The organism is Streptomyces fragilis, assembly GCF_003112515.1.
In the GTDB taxonomy this organism is placed as follows: Bacteria; Actinomycetota; Actinomycetes; order Streptomycetales; family Streptomycetaceae; genus Streptomyces; species Streptomyces fragilis.
In genome coordinates, this window is record NZ_BEVZ01000002.1 from 1,961,361 (window position 1) to 1,983,769 (window position 22,409).

Annotated in this window: 17 protein-coding genes; 16 read left to right on the forward strand and 1 reads right to left on the reverse strand. The window is 72.5% G+C overall.

All coding sequences use genetic code 11. From position 1 onward, the window contains the following. Nucleotides 1-815: 815 nt before the first annotated feature. The 16 genes from Sfr03f_RS10380 to Sfr03f_RS10455 all read left to right on the forward strand — a co-directional run bounded on the left by Sfr03f_RS10380 (nucleotide 816) and on the right by Sfr03f_RS10455 (nucleotide 21,034). On the forward strand, nucleotides 816-2,336 hold the full coding sequence (locus Sfr03f_RS10380) for a nitroreductase family protein (RefSeq protein ID WP_159105607.1): 1,521 nt from the start codon (nucleotides 816-818) through the stop codon (nucleotides 2,334-2,336). A 43-nt stretch (nucleotides 2,337-2,379) separates the two neighbouring features. Then, a complete protein-coding gene (locus tag Sfr03f_RS10385; protein ID WP_108953351.1) occupies nucleotides 2,380-3,564 on the forward strand; it encodes an acyl-CoA dehydrogenase family protein in 1,185 nt (394 codons plus the stop codon). After that, complete coding sequence (locus Sfr03f_RS10390) at nucleotides 3,557-5,014, forward strand: class I adenylate-forming enzyme family protein (protein WP_108953352.1); 1,458 nt, start codon at nucleotides 3,557-3,559, stop codon at nucleotides 5,012-5,014. The genes Sfr03f_RS10385 and Sfr03f_RS10390 overlap by 8 nt, the downstream gene beginning before the upstream one ends. A gap of 38 nt (nucleotides 5,015-5,052) precedes the next feature. After that, nucleotides 5,053-5,313, forward strand: coding sequence for an acyl carrier protein (locus Sfr03f_RS10395; RefSeq protein WP_108953353.1), 261 nt, complete (start codon nucleotides 5,053-5,055; stop codon nucleotides 5,311-5,313). A 14-nt stretch (nucleotides 5,314-5,327) separates the two neighbouring features. Next, on the forward strand, nucleotides 5,328-6,323 hold the full coding sequence (locus Sfr03f_RS10400) for a hypothetical protein (protein ID WP_108953354.1): 996 nt from the start codon (nucleotides 5,328-5,330) through the stop codon (nucleotides 6,321-6,323). Beyond that, complete coding sequence (locus tag Sfr03f_RS10405) at nucleotides 6,320-7,057, forward strand: 4-hydroxy-tetrahydrodipicolinate reductase (RefSeq protein WP_108953355.1); 738 nt, start codon at nucleotides 6,320-6,322, stop codon at nucleotides 7,055-7,057. Before Sfr03f_RS10400 ends, Sfr03f_RS10405 begins: the two co-directional genes overlap by 4 nt. Next, on the forward strand, nucleotides 7,054-7,818 hold the full coding sequence (locus tag Sfr03f_RS10410) for a 4'-phosphopantetheinyl transferase family protein (RefSeq protein ID WP_108953356.1): 765 nt from the start codon (nucleotides 7,054-7,056) through the stop codon (nucleotides 7,816-7,818). The genes Sfr03f_RS10405 and Sfr03f_RS10410 overlap by 4 nt, the downstream gene beginning before the upstream one ends. Then, nucleotides 7,815-9,716, forward strand: coding sequence for an AMP-binding protein (locus tag Sfr03f_RS10415; RefSeq protein ID WP_159105608.1), 1,902 nt, complete (start codon nucleotides 7,815-7,817; stop codon nucleotides 9,714-9,716). The genes Sfr03f_RS10410 and Sfr03f_RS10415 overlap by 4 nt, the downstream gene beginning before the upstream one ends. After that, nucleotides 9,716-15,340 (forward strand): type I polyketide synthase, encoded by a 5,625-nt coding sequence (locus Sfr03f_RS10420; RefSeq protein WP_108953357.1) that lies wholly within the window; start codon nucleotides 9,716-9,718, stop codon nucleotides 15,338-15,340. Before Sfr03f_RS10415 ends, Sfr03f_RS10420 begins: the two co-directional genes overlap by 1 nt. Nucleotides 15,341-15,401: 61 nt before the next feature. Continuing rightward, a complete protein-coding gene (locus Sfr03f_RS10425; RefSeq protein ID WP_108953358.1) occupies nucleotides 15,402-16,277 on the forward strand; it encodes a 3-hydroxyacyl-CoA dehydrogenase family protein in 876 nt (291 codons plus the stop codon). Nucleotides 16,278-16,339: 62 nt separating this feature from the next. Further along, nucleotides 16,340-16,588 (forward strand): acyl carrier protein, encoded by a 249-nt coding sequence (locus Sfr03f_RS10430; protein ID WP_108953359.1) that lies wholly within the window; start codon nucleotides 16,340-16,342, stop codon nucleotides 16,586-16,588. Between the two features lie 26 nt (nucleotides 16,589-16,614). Then, the gene (locus Sfr03f_RS10435) at nucleotides 16,615-17,823 is read left to right on the forward strand and encodes an acyl-CoA dehydrogenase family protein (protein ID WP_108953360.1); all 1,209 of its coding nucleotides are present in this window, start codon (nucleotides 16,615-16,617) and stop codon (nucleotides 17,821-17,823) included. Beyond that, nucleotides 17,820-18,896 carry an HAD-IIIC family phosphatase gene (locus tag Sfr03f_RS10440; RefSeq protein ID WP_108953361.1) on the forward strand — a complete coding sequence of 359 codons (1,077 nt, stop codon included), beginning with the start codon at nucleotides 17,820-17,822 and terminating at the stop codon, nucleotides 18,894-18,896. The genes Sfr03f_RS10435 and Sfr03f_RS10440 overlap by 4 nt, the downstream gene beginning before the upstream one ends. After that, entirely contained in the window at nucleotides 18,893-19,672 is a 780-nt protein-coding gene (locus tag Sfr03f_RS10445) for a thioesterase II family protein (RefSeq protein ID WP_108953362.1), read from the forward strand. The genes Sfr03f_RS10440 and Sfr03f_RS10445 overlap by 4 nt, the downstream gene beginning before the upstream one ends. Further along, the gene (locus Sfr03f_RS10450; protein WP_108953363.1) at nucleotides 19,669-20,400 is read left to right on the forward strand and encodes a 4'-phosphopantetheinyl transferase family protein; all 732 of its coding nucleotides are present in this window, start codon (nucleotides 19,669-19,671) and stop codon (nucleotides 20,398-20,400) included. The genes Sfr03f_RS10445 and Sfr03f_RS10450 overlap by 4 nt, the downstream gene beginning before the upstream one ends. Next, entirely contained in the window at nucleotides 20,393-21,034 is a 642-nt protein-coding gene (locus tag Sfr03f_RS10455; RefSeq protein ID WP_108953364.1) for a LysE family translocator, read from the forward strand. The genes Sfr03f_RS10450 and Sfr03f_RS10455 overlap by 8 nt, the downstream gene beginning before the upstream one ends. A gap of 280 nt (nucleotides 21,035-21,314) precedes the next feature. On the opposite strand, the gene Sfr03f_RS10460 is transcribed toward Sfr03f_RS10455, so the two are convergent. Next, the gene (locus Sfr03f_RS10460; protein ID WP_108953587.1) at nucleotides 21,315-22,310 is read right to left on the reverse strand and encodes a helix-turn-helix transcriptional regulator; all 996 of its coding nucleotides are present in this window, start codon (nucleotides 22,308-22,310) and stop codon (nucleotides 21,315-21,317) included. Nucleotides 22,311-22,409: the final 99 nt, after the last annotated feature.

Here is a 22,409-nt window from a genome sequence, read left to right on the forward strand (position 1 = left end):
AAGGAGGCATGACTTGAGTCCCGTGACGGGTAAGGCAACCGGCCAGGATGTACTTTTCGGCAGACGGCTCAGACGTGGTGGAACTCGGTTCGAAGTGTCCGCCGGCACCTTCCCGTCAGCTCACACGTTGCATCTCTGGGGCAACCCGGAGGCCATCACGTACGCGAGACGACGGGCCACTGCCTCGAGGCCTGATCCGGCCACCCACGTCCGCGTCCCGTGAGCCGTTCCCGCAGGCCGGCAGCCTCGCCGTCCCCGCGGCTCGGGCCGACGGATCGGCCATCTTCTCCAAGTCGTGCGACATGTTTTCCGGCCGCACGTAATGTAGTCGTCAATCTTCCGGTGGCTGATCGCCGGGGGTGCGAGCTGCGCTGTACGAACCCCGGGAAGCAATTCCCGCCCACGAACGCGCAAGCGCTCCCTCCGGTTACAGGTCGGTCTGAAGTCAGTGTTCGCTGCAGGCGGTGTTTGCGCAGAACATGCAAGCCGACTGTGCAGCGGGCCGAGCCGCAAGCAAGTGGAAAAATGTGCGTCGCGGGATCGAACTTTGGATGACGCGAAGCTGCGGTGTGAAAGCCGTCCGGACGCGGCTATCGGTTCGGCCTGACCGGGACGCCGACATCTTCAGGACAACCAGTTCGCGCCACCCGAGAAATGCCACCCGTTTCGGACTTTCTGGTTCCACGGTGCCGCCGCTCGTGAAGCGCGTGCGTAGTTTTCGTCGCCGGTGGTCCTCTCAATAATCTCGCCGGAAGTCCACGGAGACCCCGAAAGGGCCGGCGTGAGTGGAACGAGCCATGAACGCGAGGAGTGGAATGGATGTCGAAGAGCGGCTGGATCCGCTGCTGACGAGGTTCTGGGAGGAGACGCGGCTGCGCGCCGTCGTCCCCGACACGCCTCCGCGTTCCGCCGACCCACCACAGCCCTTACGCGCCACGTGGACCGCGATAGCGGATCTGCTGGGACTCGGTTACGGGGAGCGTGACGGCGCGGTGATCACCAAGGGGAAGACCCTGATGCGCGCCCGCACCACGCCGTCCGCAGGCGCCCTCTATCCGTTCGAGGTCATGCTCGCCCTGCGTGGCGACACCGGGTACGAGTTGTACGCCTACGACGTGGTCGGCTGCTGTCTGCGCCACACCGGGGCAGCCTCCTTCACCGACGTGGCGGAGCTCCTGGACCGGCCCGCCAGTGGCCCCCGGCTCCCGGACGCGGTCGTCGTGCCGGCCGGCCGGCCCTGGCAATCCATGCGGAAGTACGGCCGGCGCGGCTACCTCTACACCCTCCTCGACGGCGGGCACGCCGCGACCAACATCGCGCTGGCCGCCGAGGACGCGGGATTCCGCGCCCTCGTCCGACTGCGCCTGGACCGGAGGCGGGCCGCGGACCTCCTGGGACTGGCCGGCCGCTGCCGGGAACCGCAGGCCCTCGTCGAGCTGACCGCACCGGCCGACCGACGCACGCACCCCCACGGCCCCGCCAGCAACCCCTTCGCCGTCCCCATCTGGAGAGGCCGCGACGAGGCGCCGGTGGAGGACCTCACCGCGGCGGAGATCGCGGCCTGGAAGTCGGTACAGTCCATCAGCGCCTTCCACAATCCGACGACCCTCCCACCCGCGTACGGCAGTTCGCGCTCCCTCGCGGCCGGGCCCCGCCCGACTGCCGAGCCGTCCACCGAGGGCGCCGCAGCGGTGCGGCTGGCCCCGGCCGGGAACCCCGGACCGCTGCGGTTCCGCACCGCGGTCCTGCGGCGCCGGTCCGCCAAGGGGTTCCGCCCCGCCCGCATCGGCGCGGACGACCTGGGGAAGGTGCTCGTGCACACCGGCCGGCGCACCGCCATGGACTGCGTCGACGGCCCCCTGCCCGCTCTGCGGGTGCTGATCCGCGATGTCGAGGGCATCGAACCGGGGAGTTACGTCTACGATCCCGACGACCACGTGCTGCTGCGGATCGGCGACGGCGGGGACGATGCGGCACTGACCGGAGCATGCATGGGGCAAGGCGTGGTCCACAACGCCGCGCTGCTCCTCGTCCTGCACGCCCCGGTGCGGCCGCTGCTGGGCGCGCGCGGCCGGCAAGGGCTCGCCGAACTCCACTTCCACGCGGCGGGGGCGGCTCAACGCCTGTGCCTGGGCGCCGCCGAGCAGGGCTTGGGCATCACCTGCCTGGGCGGGTTCGACACCGGCCGGGTCGCGGACCTCGTGCACCTGGAGGGACCCGAAGAGGTGGTCTACGTCCTGGCGGGCGGGGTCCCCGACGAGAGCGCGGTCAAGTGGGACCGGGCTCCGGTCGCCTACAGCCACGGCCTGGGACCGGGTCCCGCGCAGGACCGCTGAGCGTGAGTCTTCGATCAAGACGACAGAGAGCGTGGGTTCCCGCATGTTGAGCAACAGCGTCCTGTCCACCCGGATGACGCCACGTCATCACACGTTACGTGAGCGGGCCATGGCCTGCCTCACCCCGCAGTGGCTCGAACGGTGGCGCACCGCCCCCGGCGGCCACATCCGCAAGGACGCCTGGCAGGACCTCGCCTCCCAGGGCCTGACGGGTGCCTCGCTGCCGGCCGAGCACGGCGGGCAGGGCCTGGGCCTGCTGGGCGCCCTGGTCCTCGGCGAGGCCCTGGCCCAGGTGGGTGACGGCGGGCTCGCGCTGGGCATGCACGTCCAGAACGAGATCGCCTGCGACTGGCTGGTGTCCTCCGGTGATGCCGCACTGCGCGACCGCTACCTGCCGGGTCTGGTCGCCGGCACCCTGGTGGCCTGCCAGTGCGACACCGATCCGTCCGCCGACGAGCCGACCACGGCCCGTACCGAGGGGGACGAGGTCGTGGTGCACGGGCGCAAGAAGTTCGTGGTGAACGGGGCCAACGCCGACCTGTGCTTCGTGAGCGTGCGACTCGACGGCGAACCCGCCATCGTGCTGGTCGACAAGAACACCCCGGGCGTGCGGGTACGCGAGGTCTACGACAAGTTCGGGACCCGCGCCATCGACTCCGCCCTGGTCGAGTTCGACCGGACCCGGGTACCCGCCTCCCAGGTGGTGTCGCGCAGGGGCCTCAGCCAGCTCATGCGCTGGAACCGGGTGATGTCCCGGATGAGGTTCCTGATCGCCGCCGACGCCTTCTTCACCCACCGGACGCTGCTCGCGCACATCGTCGGGCACAGCACCGCTCGGGAGCTGGGCGGCAGGCCGCTGGCGAGCTGGCCGGTGAACGAGCACGCGCTGGCGCGGGCCCGAGCGGACCAGGAGCTGATGGAGGCCGGTCTGACCGAGTGCTTCCTGCGGCTGACCGAAGGTGGCAGCACCGTTCCCGAGATCGCCGAACTCAAGTGGTTCTGCGTGGAGCGGACCACGGAGCTCGCCGGACTCGCGACGGACCTGGAAGGCGGCGCCGGGTACATGTGGGACAGCGTCGCGCTGCGCGCGCACGCTCAGGTGCGCGGCTTCCGGATGTCGGGCGGCAGCCAGACCACCATGCTCACCGTCGCCAACCACTCGATGGCCTGCCGCGCCGAACTCGACGCTCCGGCCCTCGCGGCGGCCCCGGGCAGGCGCCGTGGCTGACAGGCGAGCACTCCACGAGCTGTTCCTGGCCGCCTGTGCGCAGCACGGCGACCGGTGTGCCGTCGTCGACGACGGCACACAGATCACCTACCGCGAGTTCGCCGCGCGAGTGCGCGAACGTGCCGACCGGCTGGCGCGGTCGCTGTCCCCGCGTGAACAACGGGTCGCCCTGTACGCCTCCAACAGCGCCGACTACCTCGTCTCGTACTACGCCCTGCTGGCCGGCGGCCGGCTGCCCTTCCTGGTGGACGCGCAGTTCGGCGCGACCGAACTGCACGGCATCGTGGGCAGTTGCGGTGTGCGAGTGTTCCTGACCGACAAGCCGCACGCGTTCCCGCTCCCGGGCACCGCGACGCCCGTGGCGGGCAGCCTCCTCACCCTGATGCGGCCCGCACCGGTGGCGGCGCCGCCGGTGCCGGTCCCGGTGCCGGCGCCGACCACCGCGACCTGCCGGTTCACCTCCGGCACGACCGGGGCACCCAAGTGCCTGGAGTTCTCCGCCGCCGCCGTGCACAGTGCCGCGCGCAACTGGATGACGGGCACCGGACTCGAACCGGACGACCGGGTGCTCTGCATGGCGGCATTCACCAACGGCCTGGCCTTCAACACGTCCTTGCTGGCCACCTTCCTGGCCGGCGCAGAACTGCACGTGTACCGCGGCCTGCCGACCTCCTCGGGCGTCATCCGGGCGCTGCGCGGTGCGCGGGCCACCCGGCTCGTGGCGTTCCCCCTGGTCTACCGGGTTCTCGCCGAGGCACCGGATCCCGATCCGGAGGCTTTCGCCCACCTGCGGAGGGCGATCTCGGCCGCGGCCACCCTGCCTCCGGAGCACCGGGCGGCGTTCGAGTCGCGGTACGGCGTCCGGATCGCCGACTACTACGGCATCGCGGAGACCGGCCCGTGCACCTACGAGCGGGACCCGGACCGCACCGCGGGCCTGGGCACCGCGCTGCCCGGCGTCGCGCTGCGGATCGTGGAGCGGGAGACCGGCGAGCCGGAGGTACTGGTGCGTACCGAGTCGATGGCCAGCAGGTACCTCAACGTCCCCGGAGGGCTGGAAGCGCGGATCGACGAGGACGGCTTCTACCGAACGGGAGACCGCGGACACCTCGACGACGGGCGGCTGTTCGTATCCGGCCGCCTCGACGGTCCCCTCAACCTCGCCGGGCGGAAGGTCGACCCCACGGAGATCGAGCGCGTCCTGACCGGACTCGACGGAGTTCACGACGCGGTGGTCTTCGCCGACCACGACGCCCAGGGCGGGACCGTGCTGCACGCGGTCCTCAGCGGCCCCCGCGACCCCGGGCGGGCCGAGGTCATCGACGCCTGCCGGGTGCACCTCGCACCGTACAAGGTCCCCGGCCGGGTCACCCACCTCCCGGCCATCCCACGGTCCTCGGCCGGCAAGGTCCGGCTCACCGAACTGAAGGAACTCGTCCGGACCGCGTAGCGCGGCCACCAGCGGCACCAGTACAGGAGCGGATGCACATGACCAAGGACACCGTCGGGACGGGTCTTCACGAGCAGATCGAGCACCTGGTGGAAGTGGCCACCGGAAAGGTGGTGACCGTCGCCGACCTGCGAGCCAGCGGGGGAGCACTCGACCGGGCCGGGGTGAACTCCATCGGCTACATCAACCTGATGGAGGCCCTGGAACAGCGGTTCGGCGTCGTCATCGACCCGGAGGCCGACCCGCAGTACCTGGTGTCGATCGAGTCCATCGCGCAGTTCGTCCGCGCCCATTCGTGACCTGGAGGAGAACCGTGACCCACGTACACGCGACAGCCGCCCCTCCGGCCGGCACGGGGCCCGAGGACCTGCGGCGTTACCTGGACGGGCTCTGGGAGAAGGAACCGTTCGTCCACGCCGCCGCGTGGACGGAGCACCTCTGCGGAGTGCTGCCGCTGCTCGACCTGTTCCCCGACGCCTCCCACGACCCCCAGGAACCCAGGCGCCTCGTCGAGGGCGTCCGCACCGGTGCGCTCCTGGCCGCACTGGGCCTGTTCACCCCCAACACGCACTTCGCGCCGTCCCTCCCGGCGGTCCGCGCCGAACGGGTACCGGGTCTCGGCCTCACCCTCGAAGGACGCTTCCGCTACGCCTCCCCGCAGGCGGACCTCTCCCTGGTGCCGCTGCGGGTGGCGGGGGAGGAGCAACTGCGCCTGGTCCTGCTGCCGCACACGCACGACGGCCTGCGGACGTACGGTGCCGGCCGTGCCACGGAGCCGGGGTGGGGGGAGCTGACCGGCGCCGTCGTCCAGGAGGCGGAGCTGTCCCACCCCGTGACCTGGGACCTGGACGGGCCGCTCGTGCGGGTGCTCGACAGTTACGGCTGGGAGTTCGCGCGTCGTTCCGTCACCTGGAGCGCCCGGGTGATCGCCGACCTGCGCAGGTCGCTGGCGGCCACCGGCAGCGGCACCGAGGCGCTCAGCACCTCGCAGTACCTCGCGCACGAACTGAGCAAGCTGGAGATCGAGATCTCCCTGGCTGCCGCGGCGGCCAGCTTCGGGGCCGAGCTGAAGGGCGAGGAACCCGGCGGGCAGTCCGCCGCGGCGGTCCTGCTCGCCGCCACCGACCTGCTGACTCGCACGGCCCGGGTGGTCGAGGACATGAGCACCGAGCTGGGCCTGACTCCCAGCCCGTGCGCCGCCGATTCCTGGCCCGCGGGGCAGATCCAGGGCTACTTCGGCGGGCGGCGGATGGCTGAGAGTCAACTGGCCCGCCGCATGGGCCTGGTGCCGGAGGCCGTGGCGCGATGACGATCCCCACTGTCGTCTGCGGCCGCACCGGCCGCATGACGCGGCTGATCGCCGGAGCCGTGGAGCAGGCGCCCGGCGTCCACCTCGCCGCCCGCTTCACCGCCCGCGGCGCCGCGGCGGCCACGCCCGGAGCGCCGCCGGTCGTCGCCGACCTCGCGCACCTGTCCTGCTCCACTCCGGTGGTGGTCGACTTCACCGCCCCCGAGGCCACGGCCGCACTGCTGCGGCAGGCCCTCACGCACGACTGTGCGCTGGTGATCGGCACCAGCGGACTCGGTGCGGCGGAGCGCACCCTGCTGGCGGAGGTCGGCCGCGTCCGCCCGGTGGTCGCGGCGGCCAACTTCAGCTTGGCGCTGCTGGCGGTGGCCCGCTTCGTACGGGAGCTGGCGCAGCAGGTGGACGACAGCTGGGACGCGGGCGTGCTCGACGTGCACTTCGCCGGCAAACGGGACCGGCCCAGCGCCACGGCGCGATACCTCGCAGACCAGTGGCGGCGACCCGAGGAACGCGGCGAGGCCCCGGAGATCAACGCGTTCCGGATGGGCGACGCGGTGAGCGAGCACCGTCTGCTGGCGGCAGGCGCCGGCGAGCACGTCGAGGTACTGCACCGGGTGGCCGACCGGGCCGCGTTCCTGCCCGGCGTCCTGCGGGCCGTGCGCTTCGCCGCCACCGCACCGCCGGGCGTCCACACCCTGGAGGACGTGGCGCGCACCCCCCTCCCGGCGGCGCGGTGAGCGACGTCATGGGCCACCGGGTGGCAGCGCGGACGTGGCTGTGGTGGTGTCCGGTCCCCGCGGACCGGTCGCCCGACCCCACGCCGGATCCGGATCCCACCGGGGCGGAGCTGGGCGCGGTCTCCCCGGCCCGCCGGGCACAGGGCGCGGCGGCACGGTACGCGCTCCTGGAAGGACTCGGCCGACTGGGGCTCATCCCGGACGGGCCGGACCGGGCGGCCCGCACCGGCCTGACGGGGCCCGGAGCGGTGCGCCGGGTGACATGGGACGGCCGGCCGGTGGGTGCCGGTGTCCAGTTCTCGCTGGCCCACACGGCGCGGTGGGCGCTCGCCGCGGTCCGCCAGGCCGACGGGGCGCCGACCGGGTTCGGGGTGGACGCCGAGGACGACTGGGACGGCGCCGCCCGCAACCTCCACCGGTTCGCCACCCCGGCCGAACTGGACGTACTGGCCGCGGCGCTCCCCGAGCGCCCGGAACCCGCAGGACCGGTCCCCGTCCACCTGTGGTGCGCCAAGGAGGCCCTCTCCAAGGCCACCGGGCGCGGCTTCGTCGTGGCCCCGCGCCGGTACCGCCTGCAGCCGGGCACGGACCCGGCGCATCCGCTGCTGCTCGCCGTGGACGCGCCGCGGCAGGCGGAAGCGCCCCGGTGCGTCCAGGTGCGGGCCGGCACTCGCCGGGTCCTGCCGCCGACGGCCTGGGCGGTGGCCGAATACCCCCTGCGGAGCACCGAACACGAAGGAAACGAGGCCTCACAACCGTGACGGAAGACCAGACGATCAACAGCTTCGGACGGCTGCTCGACCACCAGGCGGCGCTCCGCCCGGAGGCCCTGGCCCTGTACGCACCCGGCCGGGCCCCCCTCTCCTACGGGGCGCTGCGCCGGCGGGTCGCGGAGACCGGGCAGGCCCTCAACGGCTTCGGGCTGGGACGGGGCAGCCGGGTGGCCATCGTGCTGCCCAACGGACCCGACATGGCACTCGCCTTCCTGGCCGTGGCCACCCACGCCTGCGCGGCACCCCTCAACCCGGCATACCGGGCGGCGGAGTTCGCCTTCTACCTGGACGACATGCGGGCCGACGCCCTGCTCGTCGCACAGGGCAGCGACTCGCCCGCGGTCGAGGTCGCTCGGGAGCGCGGCATCCGGGTCGTCGAACTGGTCACCGACCCCGCCGCGCCCGCCGGGACCTTCACCCTGCGCGCCGACCCCGGGAACGTGCCGCCCACCCGTACCGGCGCCGCGGAACCGGGGGAGACGGCGCTGATCCTGCACACCTCCGGCACCACGTCCCAGCCCAAGCTGGTGCCGCTCACCCACACCAACCTGTGCGCGGCCGCGCACAACACCCGGGCCGCGTTCGACATCGGGGAGCAGGACCGGTGCCTGAACGTCATGCCGCTGTTCCACGCGCACGGCCTGATCAGCACCCTGGTCGCCACCCTGGCCGGAGGCGGCGGCATCGTCTGCGCCCCCGGCTTCTCCGACAGCCGCTTCTTCGGCTGGCTGACCGAGTTCCGTCCCACCTGGTACACGGCCGTGCCCACCATGCACCAGGCGCTCCTCGCGGTGGCGGCAGAGCACAAGGAGGAGCTCGCGGCCGCCGGACTGCGGTTCGTCCGGTCGGCGTCGGCCCCGCTGCCCGGCCCGGTCCTCACCGCCCTGGAGGAGGCATTCGGTGCGCCGGTGATCGAGGCGTACGGCATGACCGAGGCGGGCTCCCTGGTGACCAGCAACCCGCTGCCCCCGGGCGTGCGCAAGCTCCGGTCCGTCGGCCTTCCCGTGGGGGAGGCGATCGCCGTGCTGGACAAGAAGGGCCGCCGGCTCGGCCCCGGCGAGGCCGGGGAGATCGCCATCCGGGGCGCCAACGTGATGGGCGGCTACGAGCACAACCCGGAGGCCAACCGGCTGGCCTTCACCGACGACGGCTGGTTCCGCACCGGCGACGAAGGCCGCCTCGACGAGGACGGGTACCTCTACGTGGTCGGCCGCACCAAGGAGATCATCAACCGCGGCGGCTCCAAGGTGTCCCCGGCCGAGATCGACGACGTTCTCAGCGGTCATCCCGACGTCGGACTCGCCGTGGCGTTCGGGCTGCCTCATCCTTCCCTCGGCGAGGACGTGGCCGTGGCCGTCGTCCCGCGGGCCGGCGTGTCGGTCGACGAGCGCGAACTCCGCGAGTTCGCGGCGGAGCGGCTCGCCGACTTCAAGGTCCCCAGCCGGGTGTTCACGGTCGCCGACGTTCCCAAGAGCCCGACGGGGAAGGTGCAGCGGCTCAAACTCGCCGAGCTCCTCGCCACCTCCGCACGGCAGCCGGTGCGGGAGCCCCGCGGTCCCTTGGAGAAGCAGATCACACAGCTGTGGGCACAGGTCCTCGAGCGTGACGACGTGGGGCCGGACGAGAACTTCTTCGACCTCGGCGGCAACTCCCTGCTCATGGCCAGGGTCTCGGCCCGGCTCGGTGAGGTCCTGGGCCGCGAACTGCCCGTGGTGGTCCTCACCATGTACCCCAGCGTGTCCGCCCTCGCCGCACACCTCTCGGGATCCGAGGACGGCCAGGCACCCGCCACCGGGCCCGCCGCTGACCGGATCGATCGCGGGAAGGACCGGCTGTCGCGCCAGCGCGGCCTGCGCAGGCGCACCGCGACCAAGGAGAGCGACTGATGCCGCACCGCGACGCCCCACCCACCTCCGACGCGCGACCGGAGCCCACCGGCCTGGAGATCGCCGTCATCGGACTGGCCTGCCGGTTCCCCGGTGCCGCGGACGCACAGGAGTACTGGCGCAACATCAGCTCCGGCACCGAGTGCATCACCGTCCTCTCCCGCGAGGAACTGGCCGCCGCCGGCGTCCCGCAGGCCCACCTCGACGACCCCGACCACGTCCCCGCCCACGGTGTCCTGGAAGGCGCCGACCTCTTCGACGCCGAGTTCTTCGGCTTCAACCCCAGGGAGGCGGACCTGATGGACCCGCAGCACCGGGTCCTGCTCGAATGCTCCTGGCACGCCCTGGAGGACGCCGGCTACGACCCGAAAGCGGTGCCCGGCCCGGTCGGCGTCTTCGCCGGCGCCTACTACAGCAGCTACCTGGCGCAGCTCACGGCGGACGCCGACCCCACGGACGTCGCCGAGGAGTTCGCCCGCAACCTGGCCAACGAGAAGGACTACCTGGCGACCAGGCTCGCCTACAAACTCGGGCTGACCGGCCCCGCCCTGACAGTGCAGACCGCCTGCTCGACCTCGCTGGTCGCCGTCCACCTCGCCTGCCAGGCACTGCTCAGCGGCTCCTGCGACACCGCCTTGGCGGGCGGTGTCACGGTGCGGGCCCGCCAGGCCGGCTACCTTCACCAGCCCGGGGGCATCTTCTCGGCCGACGGGCACTGCCGGCCCTTCGACGCCGCCGCGCAGGGCACCGTCGCCGGGAACGGCGTCGGCGTCGTGGTGCTCAAGCGGCTGGAGGACGCGCTCGCCGACGGCGACCCGATCCGCGCGGTCGTCAAGGGATCCGCCGTGGGCAACGACGGTGCGGAGCGGGTCGGCTTCACCGCCCCCGGCGTGGCCGGCCAGGCCCGGGTCGTCGCGGCCGCCCTGCACATGGCGGAGGTCGACCCGGCGACCGTCTCCTACGTCGAGGCCCACGGCAGCGGTACCCCGGTCGGCGACCCCATCGAGATCGAGGCCCTGACCCGCGCGTTCGGCAGCGGACCCGCTCGGGGAAGCTGCGCGATCGGCTCGGTCAAGAGCAACATCGGGCACACCCACGCGGCGTCGGGCATCGCAGGGCTCATCAAGACCGTGCTGGCGCTGCAGCACCGCCAACTGCCGCCCAGCCTGCACTTCGACAAGCCCAACCCCGACATCGACTTCGACGCGACGCCGTTCCACGTGAACACCCGCCTGACACCCTGGACGGCGGACGGCGGGCCCCGCCGGGCGGGCGTCAGTTCCTTCGGGATGGGCGGCACGGGCGCCCACGTCGTCCTGGAGGAGGCCCCGGCACCTCGGCGGTCGCCGGCCGCGCACCGGCCGCACCTGTTACCGCTGTCCGCCCGCAGCGCCACCGCGCTCGACGACCTGACCGGCCGGCTCGCCGACCGGCTGGACGGCGACCCCGACCTGCCGCTGCCGGCCGTCGCCCGCACCCTGCAGAGCGGCCGGCGGCACTTCGGCCACCGCCGCTTCCTGGTCGCCGAGGACTCCGCCGCGGCGGTCACCGCCCTGCGCGACCGCGACCCACGTGTGCTGCGCGACGGAGCCCCGGAGGGGACCCGGCCCGGCGTCGTCTTCCTGCTGCCGGGCCTCGGCGAGCAGCGGCCCGGCATGGGCCGCGAACTCTACGAGCACCAGCCCGAGTTCCGGGCAGCCGTCGACCGCTGCGCCGAAGGGCTGCGCCCTCACCTCGGCCTCGACCTGCGCACCCTGCTGTACCCCGCGACGGTACCGACGGCAGCCGGCGGCGACGGCCCGGACCTGCGGCGGCTGCTGGGCCGCGGGCCGGCCGCTCAGGCCCCGGCCACCGCTCTCGACCGCACGCTGTACGCCCAGCCCGCCATCTTCACGCTGGAGTACGCGCTGGGCTCGCTGTGGCAGTCGTGGGGCGTACGGCCCGACGCCCTGATCGGGTACAGCATCGGCGAGTACGCCGTGGCCTGCCTCGCCGGGGTCGTCGGGCTCGACGACGCGCTGCACCTCGTCGCCCAACGGGCCCGCCTGATCGAGGAGCTGCCCGGCGGCGCCATGCTCGCCGTGCCCCTGCCCGAGGAGCGGGTGCGCACGCTCCTCGGCGACGGCCTGTCGCTCGCCGCGGTCAACGGGCCGTCCCTGTGCGTGGTGGCGGGCGACCACGCCTCCGTCGACGCCCTGCGGGCGCGGCTCGCCCAGGAGGAGGTGGCGACGCGCCAACTGCGCACCACGCACGCCTTCCACTCCCACCTGATGGACCCGATCGTCGACCGATTCACCGAACTGGTCGACGGCGTCCGTCTCAGCCCGCCGCGGCTGCCGTACGTCTCCAACGTCACCGGAGACTGGATCACCCCGCACGAGGCCACCGACCCCGCCTTCTGGGCCCGCCACCTGCGCCAGCCGGTGCGCTTCGGCGACGCCGTGGCCCGGCTGAGGGACACCGCCGACCGGGTCCTGCTGGAGATCGGGCCGGGCCAGTCCCTGAGCAGCCTGGCCCTGCAGGCCGTGCAGCGCGCCGAGGGCTCCGGCACCGGCCGCCTCGCCGCCCACGCCTCTCTGCCTGGTGAGTACGACCGGCAGGGCGAGGAGGCATTCCTGCTCAACACGGCCGGCAAGCTGTGGCTGTCCGGCGTGGACCTGGACTGGCCCGCGGTGCGCGGTGCCGATGACGCTCCTCGCACGTCGCTGCCCGGCTACCCCTTCGAGCGGCGCCGCCACTGGATCGACCCGGCCCCCGCCCGGCCGGCCCCGCACGAGCCGTCCCTGGCGAAGAAGCCGGACCTCGCGGACTGGTTCCACGTCCCGGTCTGGGAGCCGGCCGCCCCGCACTCCGTCCGTTCCTCTCCCGCACCGGCCCGGCCGGGCCGCGACTGGCTGCTGTTCCTGGACGACACGGGCACCGGCGAGGCCCTCGCCGAGCGGCTCACGGCGGCCGGACACCGGGTCACCGCAGTGCGACCCGGCCCGCAGTGGCTCTGCCGGGCAGCGGACGCCTACGAGATCCGGCCCGGCCACGAGGACGACTACCGACGCCTGGTGCGCGCCCTGGACGAAGAAGGACGGTTCCCGTCCCACATCGTCCACCTGTGGACGGTCGGACCGCGGGTCCCGGTGGCGGACCTGCTGGAACGCGGCTTCTCCAGCCTGCTGCGGCTCAACCGTGCCGCGGCCGGCCGCTCCACCCCGCGGCCGCTGGACCTCGCCGTCGTCACCAGCGACGCCTACTCCGTGCTCGGCACCGAGACCCTGGCACCGGAGAAGGCCACCGCGGCAGGTCCCTGCCTGGTTCTCCCGCTGGAGCAGCCGGACACCACCTGCCGAGGCATCGACGTGTCGCTGCCCGCCGGCGGACAGCGACACGTCGACGCCGCGGACGTCGACCGGCTGTACGCCGAGCTGCTGCGCCCCTCCGGGCACCGGCTCATCGCGCTGCGCGGGCGCCGACGCTGGGTGCCGGGTCACCGTCCGGTCCGCCTCGACGAGGAGGGCTGGCACGTCATCCGCACCCGCGGCGTGTACCTGATCACGGGTGGCTTCGGTGGGGTCGGCCTGACCCTGGCCCGCCATCTGGCGGACACCGCGGCCGCCCGGCTGGTGCTCGTCGGGCGGAGCGGACTGCCGCCACGGGACGAGTGGGAGCGGTGGCTCGCCGACCACCCCGGGCAGGACCGGACGTCGGCCCGCATCCGCACGGTCCGCGAACTGGAGGCCCTGGGCGCCGAGGTCTGGCCGGTCGCCTGTGACGTGACCGACGAGGCGGGCATGGCCGCGGTCGCCGACGAGGCGGTGCGCCGGTACGGAGCGGTGCACGGCGTCATCCACGCCGCAGGCCTGCCGGCCACCGGCCTGGCGCAGCTCAAGGACGCGGACGAGGCGCTGCGCGTGCTCGCGCCCAAGGTGCACGGCGGTCTCGTCGTCGAGGCACTGGCACGCCGCCTCGAGCCGGACTTCACGGTGCTGTGCTCCTCGACCCTCGCCCTGACCGGCGGCGTCGGCCAGATCGACTACGTGGCGGCCAACGCGTTCCTGGACGCGCTGGCGCAGTACAACGACGTGACCGGCGGGCCGCGGATGGTCTCCGTCAACTGGGACGGCTGGCAGGACGTCGGTATGGCCGCCCGCCTCATCGGCGCCGACTCGGAGCCGACGGCGGAGTCGGCCACGGGCGCCGGCCGCACCGGCGTCGTCGACCACCCGCTGCTGGAGGAGTGCCTCACCGACGACGAGCACCAGGCGGTGTACTCCGTCTCCCTGAGCGTCGCGTCCTCCTGGCTGATCGACGAACACCGCATGGCGGGCCACGCCGTCGTCCCTGGCACCGGGCACCTCGAACTGGTCCGCGCGGTCCACGAGCACCAGTACGGCGGCCTGGGCGTAGAGCTCCGCGAGGTGACGTTCCTGTCGCCGGTGGTGATCGGCGAGGACCAGCAGCGCGAGCTGCGCGTCGTCCTGGAGAAGGGGGCCTCGCCCTTGCGGTTCGCGGTGGTCAGCCGCGTCGCGGGGACGGCCGCCGGGCCGGAGGCGGAGACCGACTGGGACCTGCACGTCACCGGTGAGGTAGGTCCGCTGCCCGCCACCGCGCCGCCGCCCGCACGGCACGACGTGGCCGAGCTGGTCTCCGCGGCGGGCATGCGCGACCTCGGAGCAGTCGAGCACTCCGGGCCGATGGGGTTCGGGCCGCGCTCGCGCTGCCTGCGCCGCGTCCACCTCGGTGAGCTGGAGGCACTGGCTGAGCTGGAGCTGCCCGCGGAGTTCGCCGGCGACCTGGAGCACATCCGGCTGCACCCCTCGCTGCTCGACCTCGGGGCCGGATTCCACGGTATGAACCTCGCCGAGGAGTTCCGGATCCCGCTCTCCTACGGTCGGCTCACCCTGCTCGCGCCGCTGCCGCGGCGGATCTTCAGCCTCCACCGTTTCCATGAGCGCGACCGGCCCGGCAAGGAGACGTTCACCTCGGACTTCACCCTGCTCGACGAGCAGGGCCAGGAGGTGGCCAGGATCGAGAACTTCGTCCTCAAACGGGTGGCGGACCTGGAGAACCACCTCGGCGCACTGCGCGGCGGCACCTCCGCGCAGGTCGCCCGGTACCGCTTCCCGGCGTCCGGCGGAGCGTCCCGGCCGGTCGTCGACGCGAGCGGACTACGTGCCCACCTGGACCAGGGAATCCGGCCCGAGGAAGGGGTGGCGGCGCTGCTGCGCGTACTGGCCGAGGGCCTGGAGCCACAGATCGCCGTGGTGACCAAGGACCTCGACGCCGTACGGGAGCACATAGCCCGAGGCAGTGCCGCCGTGGCCGACGGACCCGCTACGGACGGGCGTGCCGCGCACCCGAGGCCGCGGCTCGCCGCCGGCTTCCAGGCACCGACCGACGAGACCGAGACCCGCCTCGCCGCGCTCTGGGCCGAGCTGCTCGGCCTGCGTGAGGTGGGCGTGCACGACAACTTCTTCGAGCTGGGCGGCCACTCCCTGCTCGGAGTCCAGCTCGTTGCCCGCATACGCCGCGAGTTCGGGGTGGATCTGCCGCTCAGCGCCCTGTTCGAGGCGCTGACCGTGGCCGAACTGGCCGGGACGCTGCGCCCGAGGGCCGCGCGGACCGCCCCGTAGAGCACCGACGAACCCACCGAAGAGCCCGAGAGAACCGAGTTCGAGCAGGAGCGGAGGAACGATGACGGAACGCATCGGCACAGTAGGTGTCGTAGGCGCCGGAGTGATGGGAACGGGCCTGGCCCAGGCCCTGGCCCAGAGCGGGCACGAAGTGATCCTGGTGGACCGCAGCGACGAGATCCTGGCACGGGCGGAACAGGAGATCCACAAAGGACTGCGCCTCGGCCGGCTCCTGGGGACCCGCAGCCCCGCCGAGGACCGCACGGTAGTCGCCAAACGCATCGCCTACACCACCGAGTACGAGGGCTTCGACGCGGTGGACTTCGTGATTGAGAACGTCACCGAGGACTGGGAGATCAAGCGCGGCGTCTACCAGCGCATCGATCCGCTGTGCCCGCCGCACTGCGTCTTCGCCGTGAACACCTCGGTCATCCCGATCACCCGGGTGGGGGCCGCCACCACCCGCCCGGACCGCGTCCTGGGCATGCACTTCATGAACCCGGTGCCGATGAAGCCGATGGTCGAGGTGATCCGGGGCCACCACACCAGCGAGGCGACCCTCGACACCGCACGCCGCCTGCTCACCCAGATGGGCAAGGAGTGCGTGGTCGTCCAGGACTCCCCGGGCTTCGTGTCCAACCGGGTGCTGATGCTCACCGTCAACGAGGCCGTCTACCTCGTACAGGAGGGCGTCGCCACCGCCGAGGAGGTCGACCGCATCTTCAAGAGCTGCTTCGGGCACCGCATGGGGCCGCTGGAGACCGCCGACCTCATCGGCCTGGACACCATCCTGCAGTCCGTCCAGGGACTCCACGATGCCTTCAGCGACAGCAAGTACCGGCCCTGCCCGCTACTGACGCGGATGGTGGACGCCGGGCTGCTCGGCCGCAAGAGCGGCCGGGGCTTCTTCGACTACAGCACCGCCGCGGCCTCCTGACGAGGGCCGTCCGCATCCGCCCGTCATCCGCACCGGCCGACGACACGACCACGGAGCACACCATGGCAGACACCAAGCAGACCATCCGGGACTTCCTCGCCCAGTTCTTCGGCGACCACCAGCTCGCCGACGACGAGGACATCTTCGCCACCGGCTTCGTCAACTCCCTCTTCGTCATGCAACTGGTCCTCTTCGTGGAGAACGAATTCTCCATGACGATCGCGGACGAGGACCTGGAGATGGCCAATTTCCGCACGGTGTCGGCCATCGAGGCTCTCGTCGCACGGAAACACACCACTGTCGTCAGCTGATCCGGCCACCCGGTACGGAGACATCCATGGCCTTACGCGTACAACTCACCGACCAGCAGTCCGCCGCCCGCGAGGAGTACGAAGCCTTCGCCCGTGAGCACGTCGCCCCGAAGGCCGGAGCGTGGGACCGGGACGAGGAACTGCCGGAGGACTTCTTCACCACGATCGGCGCCGCGGGTTACCTCGGGGCGGCCGTGCCCGCCACATACGGCGGCGGCTCCCTGGACGCGATCTGCTTCGGACTGCTCAACGAGGAGATCGGACGCGCCTGCTCCTCCGTCCGCAGCCTGCTGACGGTGCACGGCATGGCGTCCCGAGCCGTCGCCCGGTGGGGCTCGGCGGCGCAGCGGGAGCACTGGCTGCCCCGGCTCGCCACCGGCGCCGCGATCGGGGCGTTCGCCCTGACCGAGCCCGGTGCGGGCAGCGACGTCAAGGGCCTGGCGACCGAGGCCCGCCGCACCGCGGACGGATTCGTCCTCGACGGCGCGAAACGGTGGATCACCTTCGGCCGCCGGGCCGACGTCTACCTGCTCTTCGCCCGGCTTGACGGCCGGGAGACCGCCTTCCTCGTGGAGCGCACGTCGCCCGGTCTGCAGGTCACCCCGGTCCCCGGGATCCTCGGCACCCGCGCCTCGATGCTCGCCGAGCTGGAGCTGCGCGCATGCCAGGTGCCCGCCGAGGCCCTGCTCGGCCGCCCCGGTTTCGGCCTCAGCGCGGTGGCCGCCGACGCCCTGGAACTCGGGCGCTACAGCGTTGCCTGGGGGTGCGTGGGCCTGTCCCAGGCGTGCCTGGACTCCTCGCTGGACTACGCCGGCGAGCGCGAGCAGTTCGGGGTGCCGCTGCGGGACCACCAGCTCGTGCAGCGCATGCTCGCCGACATGGCCACCGGCACCAGCGCCGCCCGGCTGCTGTGCCAGCAGGCCGGCTGGCTCCGCGACGCCGCGGACCCGCAGGCGGTGCACGCCACCTGGCTGGCCAAGTACTACTCCTCGACCACCGCCTTCCGCTCCGCGACCGATGCGGTGCAGGTCCACGGCGCGCACGGCTGCGGCGCGGAGTACCCCGTACAGCGCTACCTGCGCGACGCGAAGGTCATGGAGATCATCGAGGGCAGTACCGAACTCCAGCAGACGACCATCGCGCACACCGCTTACCACAGCCGCCGCGCGGCCGCCTTCCGGCCCGCCGCCGACCGCCGGGCCACCGGCCCGGCCGAGAGGACGATGACGGTATGACGACCGACGACACCGTCGAGGCCAAGCCCGCCAGGACCGTGAAGTGCGTGGTCTGGGACCTCGACCACACCCTCTGGCAGGGCGTCCTGCTGGAGGACGGCGACGTGCCGCTGCGCCCCGGCGTCCGGGAGGTGATCGAAGAGCTGGACCGCCGCGGAATCCTGCAGTCCGTCGCGAGCCGGAACGACGGCGAGGCCGCCACACGTGCATTGGAGCGCCACGCGCTGCTCGACTACTTCCTCTACCCGCAGATCAACTGGAACGCCAAGTCATCCTCCGTGCGCGAGATCGCCGCAGCCCTCAACCTCGGCCTGGACGCGTTCGCCTTCGTCGACGACGACCCCTTCGAACGCGGCGAGGTGGCGCACGAGATACCCGAGCTGCTGGTCCTCGACGCCGCCGAGGCCACCGGACTGCCGCAGCGCACGGAGTTCACCCCTCGGTTCGTCACGGACGACTCCGCCAAGCGGCGGGCGATGTACCGCGCCGACCAGGTCCGCGGCGAGGTGGAGCGCGAGTACACCGGCCCCAAGGAGGAGTTCCTCGCCACCTTGGACATGACCTTCACCATCGCCCCGGCGGCCGAGGAGGATCTGCGCCGCGCCGAGGAACTCACCGTCCGCACCAACCAGTTGAACACCACCGGCTACACCTACTCCTACGAGGAGCTGGACGCCTTCCGCAAGTCGCCCGACCACGAGCTGCTGGTGGCCCGGCTGACGGACCGGTACGGCCCCTACGGCACCATCGGCCTGGTACTGATCGAGCGGGGCTCCGACACCTGGGAGATCAAGCTGCTGCTGATGTCCTGCCGGGTCATGTCGCGCGGTGTCGGCGGCGTGCTCATCACCTATCTGCGGCAGCGGGCCAAGGACGCCGGCGTCCGCCTGGTCGCGGAGTTCGTACCCAACGGGCGCAACCGCATGATGTTCGTGACGTACAAGTTCTCCCAGTTCCGGGAGACCGGACGTGACGGGAACCTGGTGCGGCTGGAGGCCGACCTGACGGAGGTTCCGCCGTTCCCGGCGTACATGAAGGTGTCGGTGCCCGCCGGGACAGGCGGCGACCGGTGACCCAGGCGTTCCCCGCCGCCGGACGGGACTGGCTGGTCCGCCCCCGACCCAACCCGCGAGCCCGGCTCCGCCTGCTGTGCTTCTCCTACGCCGGCGGCGGTAGCGGAGCCTTCAGCGGCTGGGCCGAGCAGCTTCCGTCGTCCGTGGAGCTCGCGGCCGTCCGGCTGCCCGGCCGCGAGTCCCGGATCATGCAGCGCCCCTACGCCGTCCTGGAGGACCTGCTGCCGGACCTGGGTGACGCGGTCGCGGACCACTGCGCGGAGCCGTACGTCCTCTTCGGCCACAGCATGGGGGCGCTCATCGCCTTCGAGTGCGCCCGCTGGCTGCGCGCGCACGGGCACCGCGCGCCGGAACACCTGGTGGTGTCGGGCCGGCGCGCCCCGCAGTTGCCGCACAACCGGCCCCTCATCCACACGCTGCCCGACGACACCTTCGTGGAGCGGCTGCGGGAACTCGGCGGCACCCCGGAGGAACTGCTCGCCGACGCCCGGGTCATGCGTCTGGTCATGCCAGGGCTGCGCGCCGACTTCCAGCTCAACGACAGCTACCGGTACCAGCCGCAGGCTCCGCTGGACTGTCCGCTCACGGCCTTCGGCGGCCGGGCGGACCGGCACGTCGACGAGCCCGGCCTGGCCGCGTGGACCGAGCAGACCACAGGTGCGTTCCGGCACATCATGTTCGACGGCGGGCACTTCTTCCTGCACTCCGCGCAGGAGGAGGTTCTGGGCGAGCTGGCCGGGATCCTGCGCCGGACCACGGAGGCCGCCGTCGAATGAGAACCCTTCCGGGCAGCTGGGACCCGGGACCGGCGCGGGTGGAGCCGGCGGACCGGCGCGTCCACGTGTGGCGGGTGCCGTTGGACGTCGCACCGGCCCACCGGGCGCAGCTGAGCACCTCCCTCTCCCGGGAGGAGGAGGAACGGGCCCGGCACTGCCGCATGCCCGTCAATCGGGACCGTTCCGTCGTCGCCTGGGCGGCGGTCCGCGACGTTCTGTCCCGTTACACGGGCACACACCCGGGGAGCCTGTGCTTCGTGCGCGGCCCCCGGGGCCGGCCGCGGCTGACGGGCCCGCACGGTGCCCGGCTCGACTTCAACCTGTCCCATTCCCGAGCCGTCGCGCTGATCGCGGTGGCACGCGGCGGCCGTGTCGGGGTCGACGTGGAGACGATTGATCCGAGCCTCGACCACCGGGCCATGGCCCGGCGCTTCCTCGGCCCGGACGCGGCCGTCATCCGGGAACTGCCCGACGCGGCCGGTCGCCTGGAGTTCTTCACCCGGTGGACCTGGCGCGAGGCGTACGCGAAGGCGGTCGACTGTCCCATTCCCCGGACACTGGACGTGCCCGCGCCGTGGCGACTGTGGAATCTTGCTGTCGGTCCGGGCGTCCGCGCCGCACTCGCGGCGCACGCCCCGACCGGTCCGCCGTGCTGCTGGCAGTGGGAGGCGCCGACGGAGCGGTTCCGACAGGAAGAAGAGAGCGAGGAACACAACGGCCATGCCTGAGATCTCGACATTTTGGTGGTTCTTCACCGCGGCACTCGTCCTGCTGCTGGTGCCCGGGCCTTCGGTGCTCTACGTCACCGGCCGCACCCTCGACCAAGGCTTGCGGGCCGGCCTGCTGTCCACCCTCGGACTCGCCTGCGGCGATCTCGTCCAGGTGCTTGCCGCGGTCGTCGGGCTGTCGGCCCTCGTCGCATCGTCCGAGGTGGCCTTCGAAGTGGTCAAGTACACCGGCGTGGCCTACCTGGTGTGGCTGGGCGTCAAGCGGCTGCGCACCCCTGTGACCCTCACCCCCGCCGCCGACCGGCACAACGAGGCGGTACCCGGCCGGCGCCTGGTGCTGGAGGGCCTGCTCGTCAATGCCCTCAATCCCAAGAGCACCCTGTTCTTCCTCGCCTTCCTCCCCGCCTTCGTGCACCCGGGACAGGGGCCGGTGTGGTCGCAGACCCTGGCGCTCGGCGTGGTGTTCGTCCTCGTCGGTGTGGCCACCAACGCGGGATGGGGACTGCTGAGCGCCTTCGTTCGCGGCCGGGTCGAGGAGAGCAAAGGGTTCCTCAACGCCCAGCGCTACGTCGGCGGCGGGGTGTTCCTCCTGCTGGCCGGCGCCGTCCTGACCACAGGAAACACCCACAGCTGACACGACCCAGCCCCGCCCCATGAGGAGACCGGCGCGTGACCGCCCACGCCACCGTGCCGGCCGGGCCCGCCTGGACGTGCCGGCCGGACACCTCGTCACACGGACCGACCTGGTGTGACGAGGTGTCCGGCCCGGGAGTCGGCGTCCTGTTCGCAAGAACTGGGCGCGGGTGAGCGTCGGCGCCTTCCCCGGGAGGAGACCGCCGTCCGCGTGGCCGCTCCGCCGGGCAGGGAGGGTCACCGGAGCCGAAGAGGCGGACGGCTGAGCGACGCAGGGGGGCTCACGACGGCGGGACGGTCCCCGGTCCTGCGGCGCGCGCGTAGCGGGCGGCGAGTTCTGCGAACGCCGTGGCCAACTGCGGTGGACCGACGACCTCGAGGCCCGTGTCGAAGTAACCGAGGGTGGTGGCGAGTCCGGTCCAGGACCAGGAGCCGAGGGTGAGCCGGCAGCGGCGAGGGCCGAGTTCCTCGACGATTCCGTCCCGGGCGAAGGGGGCGACGTCGGCGGCGGGGAGGTGGAGGACGACTTCGCCCCGGCAGGGCCAGTCGGTCGTGGTGCCGTCGTTGCCCCGGAACCGGCTGGTGACGAAGGCGGAGACGTCGCCCCCGGGGACTTCACGCGGAGTGAAACGGGGGCCGGCGGGTGTACGGGGCCGGATGCGGTCGACGCGGAAGGTGCGCCAGTCCTCCCGGTCGAGGTCCCAGGCCACGAGGTACCAGCGGTGGCGCCAGGTGACCAGGTGGTGGGGTTGTACGCGGCGCGGGGCACCGGCCGAGATTCCCGGGCCCGGGCCCGAGGTGTGGTCGAGGCGCAATTCCTGGCGGGCGTGGATGACGTGGCTGAGCTCCATCAGGACCTGGGGGTCCACCTCGGGGGTGTCACCGGCCGCAGGTGGCCGGACGGCGGTGGCGCGCAGCAGGTCGATGCGGTGACGCAGGTGTGACGGCATGACCTGGCGGAGGGTGGCCAGGGCCCGGGCGGCGTCCTCGGCGACGGCGGTGCCGGCGGCCGCGGTCTGCAGGGCGACGGCCAGGGCGACGACCTGGCCGTCGTCGAACAGGAGGGGCGGCATGCGAGTGCCGGCCTCCAGCCGGTAACCACCGGCCGGTCCTTTGACGGTGGTGATCGGGTAGCCGAGGCCACGCAGCCGATCGATGTCACGGCGCACGGTGCGTGAGGTGACGTCCAGACGCCCGGCGAGGTCCTCACCGGACCAGTCACGGTGGGTCTGGAGCAACGAGAGCAGCACGAGCAGCCGGGAGGACGTCTTCTGCATGGGATCCATGGTCCCCGAAGTAGAGGACGCATCCTGTCCGGTACTCCTGCCAAGGTGGCGTACAAGCCGCTCAGGAGACATCACTCCTGGTCACGGCGG